At 50.6% G+C, this 12,748-nt stretch carries 8 protein-coding genes; 3 read left to right on the plus strand and 5 right to left on the minus strand.

The features are described from left to right. Nucleotides 1-221 precede the first annotated feature (221 nt). Entirely contained in the window at nucleotides 222-1,199 is a 978-nt protein-coding gene (locus tag HMPREF2606_RS04935) for an ABC transporter substrate-binding protein (protein ID WP_004519356.1), read from the minus strand. Nucleotides 1,200-1,256: 57 nt separating this feature from the next. Further along, nucleotides 1,257-3,176: a TonB-dependent receptor gene (locus HMPREF2606_RS04940; RefSeq protein ID WP_070713173.1), complete on the minus strand. Its 1,920-nt coding sequence runs from the start codon at nucleotides 3,174-3,176 to the stop codon at nucleotides 1,257-1,259. Nucleotides 3,177-3,485: 309 nt separating this feature from the next. Between HMPREF2606_RS04940 and fumC the strand changes: the two genes are divergently transcribed. Then, a complete protein-coding gene (gene fumC / locus HMPREF2606_RS04945; protein WP_070843401.1) occupies nucleotides 3,486-4,874 on the plus strand; it encodes a class II fumarate hydratase in 1,389 nt (462 codons plus the stop codon). Between the two features lie 50 nt (nucleotides 4,875-4,924). Here the strand turns inward: fumC and HMPREF2606_RS04950 are convergent, their stop codons facing one another. Beyond that, nucleotides 4,925-5,449, minus strand: coding sequence for a hypothetical protein (locus HMPREF2606_RS04950; RefSeq protein WP_070843402.1), 525 nt, complete (start codon nucleotides 5,447-5,449; stop codon nucleotides 4,925-4,927). Between the two features lie 167 nt (nucleotides 5,450-5,616). Continuing rightward, entirely contained in the window at nucleotides 5,617-6,996 is a 1,380-nt protein-coding gene (gene argH / locus HMPREF2606_RS04955) for an argininosuccinate lyase (protein ID WP_070843403.1), read from the minus strand. Between the two features lie 93 nt (nucleotides 6,997-7,089). Here argH and HMPREF2606_RS04960 point away from each other — a divergent pair, with 93 nt between their 5' ends. Together HMPREF2606_RS04960 and acnB are read left to right on the plus strand one after the other, a co-directional pair. Continuing rightward, nucleotides 7,090-8,127 carry a sensor histidine kinase gene (locus tag HMPREF2606_RS04960; RefSeq protein ID WP_070583547.1) on the plus strand — a complete coding sequence of 346 codons (1,038 nt, stop codon included), beginning with the start codon at nucleotides 7,090-7,092 and terminating at the stop codon, nucleotides 8,125-8,127. A gap of 200 nt (nucleotides 8,128-8,327) precedes the next feature. Beyond that, on the plus strand, nucleotides 8,328-10,913 hold the full coding sequence (gene acnB, locus HMPREF2606_RS04965) for a bifunctional aconitate hydratase 2/2-methylisocitrate dehydratase (RefSeq protein ID WP_070583545.1): 2,586 nt from the start codon (nucleotides 8,328-8,330) through the stop codon (nucleotides 10,911-10,913). Nucleotides 10,914-11,093: 180 nt separating this feature from the next. Here acnB and HMPREF2606_RS04970 read toward each other — a convergent pair whose 3' ends face one another. Next, nucleotides 11,094-12,488, minus strand: a complete 1,395-nt coding sequence (locus tag HMPREF2606_RS04970) for a DEAD/DEAH box helicase (protein WP_141759959.1) — start codon at nucleotides 12,486-12,488, stop codon at nucleotides 11,094-11,096. Between the last annotated feature and the right edge of the window lie 260 nt (nucleotides 12,489-12,748).

Here is a 12,748-nt window from a genome sequence, read left to right on the forward strand (position 1 = left end):
CTGCGCGGAAATGACGGCTCTTTGTGTACTGTTCGAACTATTATCTGATAGGTAGTCTAAAAAGAGTAGGTCGGATACTCGTATCCGGCAGCCCCGTTTAGCCGAAATGTCGGGTTCAAGAATCCGACCTACACTGCTGATAATGTCCTGATAGGCCGTCTGAAAATGACAAGGCAGATTTCATGGCTACGCCACTATTTTCAGACGGCCTCTATCCCATTTTAAGCCAAGAAAAACCCGTTATCCGGCAGCTTGCCGCCCAAGAGTTTCGGGTTAAATTGCATCAGGATTTCGTAAAACTTCAAAATCTCGTTCTTCACTTCGCTGCCTTTGGTTACCGTCAGCCGTGCGCCGTCCAAGCCCATGACTAGGGCGGGTTCGGGAGCGGGGAGATAGTTTTTGCCGATTTTCGCCGCGCTTTGGCGGTTGGCGAGTATCCAGTTGAGCGCGTTTTTCAAATCCTGATGGAAGAGGTCGAACTGTGCTTTGTGTGCGTGGAAATATTCTTCGTTGGCGATGATGCCCGCCATCGGAATCAGCGGTTTGGTGTCAAACGCCTGCCCCCATGCTTTCACCAAATCAAAGCCGCGCACGACGTTTACGCCCATGGTTTTGCCTTTCAGTAGGCTGGCGGTTGCCATCGGTTCGGGCAGGATGGCGGCATGGTAGTCCTTGCTTAAAAACAGTCCCACCGCTTCGGGCGGCGTAGCGGTGTAGGTGATGCCGACTTTGTGCGCGTCGATTTTCAGTTTTTTCAACAAGGCTTGCAGCACGATGTCGGGCATGTCGTTTTTAAACGGCACGAGGATTTTTTTGCCGACCAAATCCTGCGGCGAGGCAATCGCGCTGCCTTTGCACATCAGCTGCGTGATGCCGTTGGTCAAAATATTCACCATGCCGACTTTCTGTCCTTGGTTGCGCAGGTTCACGCCGACATTGCTCGGGCTCATCATTACTTTAAATTGTCCGCTTGCTACGCCTGCACGCAGTTGGTCGGGCGAACGCCAGATTTTCAGCGATACATCTGCCTGTTTCGCCAGCTTGCCCTGTAACGCCGCTACTGCAATGGTAACGCTGGGCATTGCCGGTGCGCCGTATACGGTAAATTGTTCTTTACCAGCTGCCAACAATGAAGGCGAAACGCCTGCGGCTGCCAGCGCGGCGGTCATTTTTAAGAAATCGCGTCTTTTCATATCCATTTTTTATCTCCTAATTCTTAATAAGCCAGTGTAGGCATTCTTTCAGACGGCCTGATTTTAAAAAGCCGCATGCAAACTTAACCAATATGTCCTGCCCGGTGCATACACCACGCTGGGGGATAGGGCGAGGACGTGGTCGCCGCTGATGTATTCGGCGTATTTTTTGTTGAACATGTTGTTCACGCCCAAGCGCAAGCCGTATTTGTCTTTGATGTTCATACCGGCATACACGTCGGCAACGGTAAAGCCTTTGGCGGCTTCGCGTTTGTCTATGCCCAGACCGCTTGCTATATCAAAATCGCCGCGCGTTTGTTTGGCGACAAAGCGTGTTGCCGCGCCGATGTTGTAGCTGCCGTGGGCAAAGTAGTTTTTGTAGTCGGCTTGGACGGCGGCTTCAAACGGACGGATTTGATAGAGCGGCCTGCCGTCGGTTTCGTTGTGCCCGTAGTTGTAGGCGGCTTTGATGCCTGCCGCCCAATGCGGATTGAAGTTGTAACGCGCGTAGGCTTGCGCGGTAAACAGGCGTGCATCCACGTTGCGTGTGATGATGCCGCCGCCTTTGGAAGCCGTGCCGCTTTGTCCGTGGGCGCGGTCAAAAATAATCAGGTCTTTGACTTCGTCCGCCACAAGCGTGCTGCCTACGTTCCAGCCTGCGCCTGCCAACGAGTTCATATAGCCGTTGTAGTAGTCGTTGCGGCTGTCGGCGGTGAGCTTGATGCGGTTGTGTTTTTCGGTTTTCAGCAGGGGATTGCCTGCGATGGCGGCGGCTGGGTTCTGGTTCATCAGCGCGCCGTTCATGCGGTTTTGTACGATGGCGGCAAGCGAGTTGAAGCGTTCGGTGTTGTCGCCGATGCGTTCTAAGTGAGCAAGGGAAACGCTGTATTTTTGCGTTTCAGACGGCGTGAAATCGTATTTGAGTTCGCCTGAGAAGGCATGACGGCGCACTTTGCCGTTGAAGTCGTAGCCGTAATGGGTTTTCCAGATTTGTTGTGATGAGGCGAAGGCAAGGTTACGGTTCATCGGATGGGCGGGCTGAGCTGTATTTTTGCGTACGTCTGCTTCGTTGATTTCGTAGCTTAAGCCCAAGCCCAGTTTGTGTTGGTCGTCAAACTTGTAAGACAGGGTATCGGCAATGCGCCAGCGGTCGAGGTGTACATCGGCGAAACGGTAGCCGTTGAGGAAATCGCGCATGGCGGTGTGGGCGTTGCGCTCGCCGTTTTGGCTGTCGTTGCGGTAGCTGACGGTGGCGTTGTTGTGGAATTTGCCGAAGTCCGCGTCGTGTTTGAGCGAGAAGTCGTACACTTTGCGGTCAAGTTCTACAAACATTTGTTGCGGCGTGTTGTTTGGACGCAGTGAGTAATTGTCGGCATGGCGTTTGAGTTTGATGATGCCTGCTTCCGCGCTGACCGTATTGCTCAAATCGGCATTGCCCCAACGCGCGTTGAGTTTAGCGATGTGGCGTTCGGTGTCCAATGCGTCGTTAACGAACTGCGGCTGGCGGTCATCGTTGATGTCGTCGTGTAGGTAGGTGAGGCGGTATTCTTGATTTTCAGACGGCACGAAACCGAGTACCAAAGCTTGATTAAAACGGCTGTATTTCCAATCGGTCTGATTGCCGTCGCCGTCTTTATAGCCGTTGGTTTTGGTGTGATTGAGGTTGACCACGCCGTACACTTTCGCCCCACGCGCTTGTGCGGTAACGGAGTTGTAAAAGCTTTTGCCGTAAAAACCGCTGTTTGCTTTCAACGGACGGAAGGCTTGGTCTATGTTTTCGGTAACAAAGTAATGATCGCTGCGGTCGGTGCGGTCGAATTGGTTTTCGGGGAAATAGCCTTGTGCAGCGGTCGGGGCAATCGGTTTGGGAGGGGAAAAGGTTTTGACAGGCTGGATTTCATCGGGGTCTGCCAAGGTTTCGGCAAAGCCGTTTGCGGCGGCAAAACCGCTCATTAACAGGTAAACCAAATGTTTTCGTTTCATCTTCATCTCCTGATAATCATTTTTATTCATTATGCTCTTGGAGAGAAACAAAGTAAAGAAACGATAAGGTATTTATTGTCGATAAACACCTAGCGCAAAATACAAATCGGCAAGGAGGAAAATTTTTAGAAGAGGGGGAGTGGCGGCGCAGGTTGTGTTTGCTCCGAAATCGGGTTTTATCTTCTATTAATATTTCAGGTTGATAAAGCAAAATGTCGTCTGAAAACCTCTCTCTTTTCAGACGGCCTTTTGCTGGGTATAATAAATTTACGAATCATTATTATTTCTGTTTAAATATAGGAGAAACGCATGAGTACTCGTACCGAACACGACACCATGGGCAATGTCGAAGTCCCATCCGAAGCCTATTGGGGTGCGCAGACCCAGCGCAGCCGCAACAATTTCAAAATCGGCGGCGAAACCCTGCCGCAGCCTCTGATTTATGCTTTGGCGCTGGTGAAAAAAGCCGCAGCCGCCACCAATGTTTCCCTCGGCAGGATTAAGCCCGAACAGGCGGATTTGATTACGCAGGCGGCGGACGACGTGTTGAACGGCAAGCTCGACGGGCAGTTCCCCTTAGTGGTTTGGCAGACCGGCTCCGGCACGCAATCCAATATGAACATGAACGAAGTGTTGGCAAACCGCGCCAATGAAATTGCCGGTACGGGCTTGGCGGCGTATCAGCCCGTCCATCCCAACGACCATGTGAACCACGCGCAATCGACTAATGATGCGTTCCCAACTGCCATCCACGTCGCCGCCGCGATTGAAATCAACCGCCACCTTATTCCGGCGGTAAAAGCCCTGCGCGACACGTTGGACAAAAAAGCCCAAGCCTTCGCCCCCATCGTCAAAATCGGCCGCACCCACTTACAAGACGCGACGCCGCTGACTTTGGGTCAAGAGTTTTCCGGCTATGTTTCCCAGCTTGATCACGGTTTAGGCCGTCTGAACGATGCGCTTAAAGACTTATATGAACTCGCTTTGGGCGGCACGGCGGTCGGTACGGGTTTGAACAGCCATCCCGAATACGCCGAAAAGGCCGCTGCCAAACTCGCCGAATTGTCCGGCTTGCCGTTTGTCAGCGCGCCGAATAAATTTGAAGCCCTGGGCGGACGCGATGCCGCCGTTGCCGCTTCGGGCGCATTGAAAACGCTGGCGGCAAGCCTGAACAAAATCGCCAACGACATCCGCTGGCTGGCAAGCGGTCCGCGCTGCGGTTTGGGCGAAATCAAAATCCCCGAAAACGAGCCGGGTTCGTCCATCATGCCGGGCAAAGTCAACCCAACCCAATGCGAAGCGATGACCATGGTGTGCTGCCAAGTGTTCGGCAACGACGTTACCATCGGCATGGCAGGCGCATCGGGCAACTTTGAGCTGAACGTCTATATGCCCGTTATCGCCTACAACCTCTTGCAATCCATCCGTCTGTTGGGCGATGCGTGCAACAGCTTCAACGAACACTGCGCCGTCAGCATCGAACCCGTACCGGAAAAAATCGACTATTTCCTGCACCATTCCCTGATGTTGGTTACTGCGTTAAACCGTAAAATCGGCTATGAAAACGCCGCCAAGGTCGCCAAAACCGCCTATAAAAACGACAAATCGTTGCGCGAAACCGCCATCGAATTGGGCTTGCTGACAGGCGAAGAGTTTGATGAATTGGTCGTTCCTGCCGATATGGTTCATCCGCGTTAAGCTTTAATAATGAAACATGCCGTCTGAAAATGTTTTCAGACGGCATGTTTTTATGCTGCGGTTGTTTTTTCCTCGAATAGGGTAAAAATCATTGGCGTCAGATTGACGACCATTAGAAACATTATTGAGCTCAAAAATGTACGCCAGGCATAATGCCACGCTTCCGTTCTGTCTGCTTGGGGGAGGAGCGATGCAGTATAGCGGTTGTGTAGGGTTTTTGCGGTGTCATTGTTTTCCAAATAGTCCAACGAAAGTACCAATAATTTGCCCGTGTCTTTGTGTTGTAAGAATTTGGCATGTTCAACCCAGATTCCTGGCTTGGCTTGTTCGCATAAAGATTCAATGCCGACGCAAGAGGCTAAGCTGTTTTGGTTGTTTTGCAAAATCGACAGCTCGTTTTTTTCAGCCTGCATGGTGGCGGCGGAGGTTTGATGAAGGTATGCGCTCATGCCGTTGCTCTCTATTGCTTGAAAATCATGGAGCTGGCTGAATCCGCCATTTTCCCAGGCGACGAATACGGCATAGCATCCGCAGCATAGGCAGATCATGATCAATTTTAAGACAATGTTTTTCATCCTTGCTCCTTTTGTATGAAGATGGCGGCAAAGTCAGGAGGCGTGTTTTCTCGTTTGGAGGTAAGTTTAGGTTTGTCTGTTTTTATTGTGAGGTTGAGTGTAACACAGGTAATCAAAAGGCCGTCTGAAAATTTTCAGACGGCCTTTTATTATGTGTTTAGATGGGTTTAAGCCAACAATTCACGCCAGCGTTTAATTTGGAAACGGACTTGTTCAGGCGCGGTGCCGCCCAAGTGGTTACGTGCGTTTAAGCTGCCTTCGGGTGTCAGCACAGTGTACACATCGTCGGCAATCAAACCGCTGAAACCTTGCAGGACTTCAAGCGGCAATTCGCTCAAATCAACGCCAGCTTCATCGGCATAGCGCACGGCTTGAGCGACGATTTCGTGGCTGTCGCGGAAAGGCATGCCCTTTTTCACCAAGTAATCCGCCAAATCGGTGGCAGTGGCGAAGCCCTGCATCACGGCGGCGCGCATATTGTCGGGTTTGACGGTCACGCCGCGCATCATGTCGGCGTAAATGCGCAGGGTGTCGATAAGCGTGTCGGCAGTGTCAAACAGTGGCTCTTTGTCTTCCTGATTGTCTTTGTTGTACGCCAAAGGTTGCGATTTCATCAGGGTAACCAGGCCGATCAGGTGGCCAATCACGCGACCGGATTTGCCGCGCACCAGTTCGGGTACGTCGGGATTTTTCTTTTGCGGCATGATGGACGAGCCGGTGCAGAAACGGTCGGCAATATCGATAAAGCCGAAACGCGGACTCATCCACAAAATCAATTCTTCGGAAAGACGGCTCAGGTGAACCATAATCAGGGAAGCGGCGGCTGTGAACTCAATGGCAAAATCGCGGTCAGACACGGCATCGAGCGAGTTTTGGCAGATTTGTTCAAAGCCCAATAGTTCGGCGGTGATTTCGCGCTGAATCGGGTAGGTGGTACCGGCCAGTGCGGCGGCGCCGAGCGGCATACGGTTGACGCGTTTGCGGCAGTCGGCCATGCGCTCGAAATCGCGGCCGAGCATTTCGACGTAGGCGAGCATGTGGTGTCCGAAGCTGACCGGCTGGGCAACTTGCAGGTGGGTAAAGCCGGGCATGACGGTTTCCACATTTTGCTCCGCCAAATCAACCAAGGCCGTCTGAAGGTTTTGAATCAGGCTTTGGATAACGGTAATTTGATCACGCAGCCACAGGCGGATGTCGGTAGCGACTTGGTCGTTGCGGCTGCGGCCGGTGTGCAGGCGTTTGCCGGCGTCGCCGATTTTGTCGGTGAGGCGGCGTTCGATGTTCATGTGGACATCTTCCAAATCCAGCGACCAGGAAATAGTTCCTTCCTTGATTTCTGCTATAATCTCGGCCATGCCTTGACGGATGACGGAGAGGTCGTCTTCGCTCAAAACGCCCGACTGTGTCAGCATTTGCGCGTGTGCCAGCGAGCCTTGGATGTCCCATTCTGCCAGTCGTTTGTCAAAATCAATCGAGCCGGTATATTTTTTGACCAGCTCGGAAACAGGTTCGTTAAAACGGCCTGACCAGGTTTTGTCCTTGCTCATATCAGCATCCTTAAAATATAAATAAAAAAACAGGGTCTACGTCTTCAATATAGCAGACCCGTCTATACATTATGAAAGAAAACGGTTGAAATCATGTCTATTATACGTCAAATAAACCAGAATTTCGCAGTGCCGGATTTGCGCAATTCCGCAACTTTGGTGCGCCTGCTCATTGTTTTGTTAATCAGTTTGTTTATCTTTCCGTTGATGACGGTATCGGGCGTGCCTTATCCGGAACAGATTTTCCAACATTTTTCATGGGCTTGCCCCGTCATCCTTTTAATTTTACTCAAGGTCTATTTCTTACAGGCATTTGCGCCGTCCCTGCTTCGCTCGCAGTACAGCGTCGTGGTTTCCTACGTCTCCAACCTGCTGATTTTCTTGTTTGTCGATCTAGTGATTTTGAAGACGGAAATTTGGCCGCTGATTCAACACTTCTTCTTGCTGACCTTTTTTTGTTTCAGTTTCATGTACATCGAAGCAGCCCGCCGCAACAGCCTTGCGCCTTCCATTTCCGAAGCCAGACTGAGCGCGTTGACAGCGCGTATCCGTCCGCATTTCTTGTTTAACAGCTTGAATGCCGCCATCAGCTTAATCCGTCTGCGTCCGTATGACGCGGAAACTTTGCTGGAAAATTTGGCCAACTTGTTCCGCGCACAACTGCGCGACGGTAGTCAAAACAGCACCTTAGGACAGGAAATCGAGTGGGCGCAGGAATATATTGCCATCGAGCAAATCCGCATGGGACATATGCGCGTACAGGTTATGTGGCAACACCATGCACCCGACGATGCAGAAACGCCGCATTTGCTGTTGCAACCGCTTTTGGAAAATGCTGTATTCCATGGTGTCGAATCTATCCACCGTCCAGGGATAATTACGGTATTAACAAAATTGGAGAAATCATCTATTTTCATCAGTATCGAAAATCCGTGCGGAACGGAACCTAACGAAAATACCAAGCCGCATAAAGGCAATTCTATGGCTCTGCGCAATCTGAAAGAGCGCCTGACTTTGATGTATGACACCGATGCGAAAATCAGAAGCATCCAATCAGACGGCCTGTTCCGCGTTGAAATCATATTGCCGTACCGTAAAAAATCAGCCGAAGTTTCCCGTCTGTTTGGCTAAAACGCTTAGAAGAGGGCGGCTTTGGATAGGTTGGACTATTAATACATTAAACAAAATAGTTTAAATTTATTACGTTCAGTAACATAACTGTTCCCATTTTTTGAAAACTGGTCTATGATACTTAAAAGGATTGTTTACAATCCTTAATTGCAAATCATTTGCAATTGTCCAGAAGAAAAAACAGAAAAAGGAACAAAGAGATGTTAGAAGCCTATCGTAAAGCCGCCGCCGAGCGCGCCACCCTTGGTATTCCCCCCCTTCCTCTGACTGCTCAGCAGACTGCTGATTTGGTTGAGCTGCTGAAAAATCCACCTGCCGGTGAAGGTGAGTTCTTGGTTGAGCTGTTGGCTCACCGCGTACCACCCGGTGTGGACGATGCCGCCAAAGTTAAAGCCTCATTTTTGGCAGCCGTTGCCGAAGGCAGCGCATCCAGTCCGCTGATTTCCCCTGAGTATGCTACCGAGCTGTTAGGTACCATGCTTGGCGGTTACAACATTCATGCACTCATCGAACTCTTGGACAACGACAAACTTGCACCTATCGCTGCAAATGGTCTGAAACATACTCTGTTGATGTTTGACTCTTTCCACGATGTTCAAGAAAAAGCCGAAAAAGGCAATAAATACGCGCAAGAAGTATTGCAATCTTGGGCAGATGCCGAATGGTTCACTTCTCGTGCCAAAGTTCCAGAAAAAATCACTGTTACCGTATTCAAAGTCGACGGTGAAACCAATACAGACGACCTCTCTCCTGCACCTGACGCATGGAGCCGTCCTGATATCCCTCTGCACGCGCTGGCGATGTTGAAAAACCCGCGCGACGGCATCAATCCTGACAAACCGGGCGAAGTCGGTCCGATTAAATTATTGGAAGAACTCAAAGCCAAAGGCCATCCGGTTGCTTACGTTGGCGACGTGGTCGGTACCGGTTCTTCACGTAAATCTGCTACCAACTCTGTGATTTGGCATACAGGCGAAGATATTCCGTTCGTACCGAACAAACGTTTCGGCGGCGTATGCCTGGGTGGCAAAATTGCTCCTATCTTCTTCAATACTCAAGAAGACTCCGGCGCACTGCCGATTGAAGTCGATGTTTCCGCGCTGAAAATGGGCGATGTCGTCGATATCCTGCCTTATGAAGGCAAGATCGTGAAAAATGGCGAAACCGTTGCCGAATTCAGCCTGAAATCACAAGTATTGCTGGATGAAGTACAAGCCGGTGGTCGTATCAACCTAATTATCGGTCGCGGTCTGACTGCCAAAGCGCGCGAAGCACTGAAATTGCCTGCTTCTACCGAGTTCCGTCTGCCTCAAGCACCAGCTGAAAGCAAAGCCGGTTTCACCTTGGCGCAAAAAATGGTTGGTCGTGCCTGCGGTTTGCCGGAAGGTAAAGGCGTGCGTCCGGGTACTTACTGCGAACCACGCATGACTACTGTCGGCTCGCAAGATACTACCGGCCCTATGACTCGCGACGAATTGAAAGACCTGGCTTGCTTGGGCTTCTCAGCAGATATGGTGATGCAGTCTTTCTGTCACACCGCCGCTTATCCAAAACCTGTCGATGTGAGAACCCATAAAGAATTGCCCGCCTTCATTTCTACCCGTGGCGGCGTATCCCTGCGTCCGGGCGACGGCGTGATTCACTCATGGCTCAACCGTCTGTTGTTGCCTGATACAGTCGGTACCGGCGGCGACAGCCACACCCGTTTCCCTATCGGTATTTCTTTCCCTGCCGGCTCCGGCTTGGTTGCTTTCGCAGCAGCTACTGGTGTAATGCCGCTCGATATGCCTGAGTCTGTATTGGTACGCTTCAGCGGCAAACTGCAACCGGGCGTAACCCTGCGCGATTTGGTGAACGCCATTCCGTTGTACGCGATTAAACAAGGCCTGCTTACTGTTGCTAAAGCCGGTAAGAAAAATATCTTCTCCGGCCGCATCCTCGAAATCGAAGGTCTGCCTGATTTGAAAGTGGAACAAGCCTTTGAATTGACTGACGCGTCTGCCGAACGTTCTGCTGCAGGCTGTACTGTGAAGCTCAACAAAGAGCCGATTATCGAGTACATGAAATCCAACATTGTGTTGATGAAAAACATGATTGCCGACGGCTATCAAGATTCGCGCACTTTGGAACGCCGTATCAAAGCCATGGAAGCATGGTTGGCAAATCCGGAGCTGCTCGAAGCGGATAAAGATGCCGAATACGCCGCCGTGATTGAAATCAACATGGACGACATTAAAGAGCCGATTATTGCCTGCCCGAACGACCCTGACGACGTGTGCTTCATGTCTGAACGCTCCGGCACCAAAATCGACGAAGTGTTCATCGGTTCGTGCATGACCAACATCGGCCACTTCCGCGCAGCTTCCAAACTCTTGGAAGGTAAAACCGACATCCCGGTGCGTCTGTGGATGGCGCCTCCAACCAAAATGGATGCGAAAGAGTTGTCTGACGAAGGCCACTACGGCGTACTCGGCCGTGCAGGCGCGCGTATGGAAATGCCGGGTTGCTCATTGTGTATGGGTAACCAAGCACAAGTACATGAAGGCGCGACTGTAATGTCTACTTCTACCCGTAACTTCCCGAACCGTTTGGGTAAAAACACCTTTGTTTACCTCGGCTCGGCTGAGTTGGCGGCAATCTGCTCTAAACTGGGTAAAATCCCGACAGTTGAAGAATACCAAGCGAATATCGGTATCATCAACGAGCAGGGCGACCAAATCTACCGTTACATGAACTTCAACGAAATCGACAGCTACAACGAAGTAGCCGAAACCGTGAATGTTTAATGTAACAAGGTAAACCGATTTTCAGACGGCCTTAAATAATAAAGGCCGTCTGAAACGGAAAAATAAAGGACATGTTCATCACGTCCTTTATTTTTAGTTTAATAAAAGGCCGTCTGAAAGATAAGTTTCAGACGGCCTTTGTTAGGATAAATAATCAGAAAACCGATTAATCAGCGTTGTTTACTTTACGCCAAAACCAGGTTGGAGCAGGGCGCAAGGCTGACGCTCGTGACGGCTGCGGCGTGTTCTGCCGGCAATTTTACCGCAGACAATACCCGGATCGTTTTTCTCTTCTGCTTTTTTCGAGTTTTTGTCTGATTTATTCGCGTATTCGCTGCGTTTGTTTCTATCTTCGCGGCGAGAGCGGCTGTCGTTGTGCTGAACTGGTTGCGCTTCGGCTTCATCTTGATTGTCGGTGCCCCACCAATACGGCTCGAAGCCTTCGATGCGTTCCACATTCAAATCGCTGCCGATCAGCTCTTTAATGGATTCAAACATTTTCTGTTCGGTTTTATCCATCAAGGAAATGGCAACGCCGTCGGCACCGGCCCGGCCGGTACGTCCGATGCGGTGGACGTAGTCTTCAGGTTGGGTTGGCAGCTCGTAGTTGATGACGAAAGGCAACTCGGCAATATCCAGGCCGCGCGCTGCAACGTCGGTGGCAACCAAAACGCGTAATGTACCTTCTTTAAAGGCGTTGAGGGTTTCCAGTCGGCTTTGTTGGGATTTGTCGCCGTGGATGGATTGCGCGGCAATGTTGCGGCGGACGAGGTCGCGGGTAACTTGATCGACGCTTTGTTTGGTTTTGCAGAATACAATGACTTGATTCATATGCAAATCAACAATCAGACGTTCGAGCAGGTTGCGTTTTTTGAGTGCGTCAACGGCAATGATGTGTTGCTCGACATTGGCGTTGGTGGTATTTTGCGCAGCCACTTCAACCATTTCGGGCGTGTGCATAAAATCTTGCGCAAGCTTGCGGATAGGCGGTGAGAAAGTGGCGGAGAAAAGCAGGGTTTGCCGCTGTTTGGGCAGCATCTGCATGATTTTGCGGATATCGTCGATGAAACCCATATCAAGCATACGGTCGGCTTCATCGAGTACGACGATTTCAACTTTATTTAAATTGATGTTTTTTTGTTTGACGTGGTCGAGCAGTCGGCCAACCGTGGCAACAACGATTTCACAACCGGCGCGCAAGTCGGTAGTTTGTTTGTCCATATTGATGCCGCCGAAGAGGACGGTATGGCGCAAAGGAAGATTTTTAATGTATGCCTGGACGTTTTGATCGATTTGATCGGCCAGTTCGCGGGTCGGGGTCAATACCAACATGCGGACAGGGTGCATGGCAGGGGAGGTGCTGGATGTAGCGTAGCGTTTCAGGCGTTCGAGGCTGGGCAGCATAAAGGCGGCGGTTTTACCTGTGCCGGTTTGTGCTGCGGCCAAAAGATCGTGTCCTGCCAAGGCTTTAGGAATTGCTGCGGCTTGGATAGGCGTCGGGTTTTCATACCCTTGATCGGTCAGGGCAGAGACCAATTCGCTGCCTAAACCGAGTGAAGAGAAAGGATTCATGATGGTGGCTTTCTGTTCAGACGGCCTTTTGAATAATGAGGCCGTCTGAAAAATCTGATTCTGAAATGGACAAACCGCAGTATGATTTTGATTCTGCGGTTTGAAAAAAATGGGGAGCGGAACAATCCGTCAAGTAGTCCATTATGCCATAAAAAGAGGGACTCCCCAAATGATGGTTGCGATTAGGAACAGCCACGTTTTGATATTTTTACAGTGAAAAAAACAGAAAAAATGACTGGTCTGCAAGATTTTGAGTTTATTGA

This window comes from Neisseria sp. HMSC070H10, from assembly GCF_001837635.1.
GTDB lineage: Bacteria > Pseudomonadota > Gammaproteobacteria > Burkholderiales > Neisseriaceae > Neisseria > Neisseria subflava_A.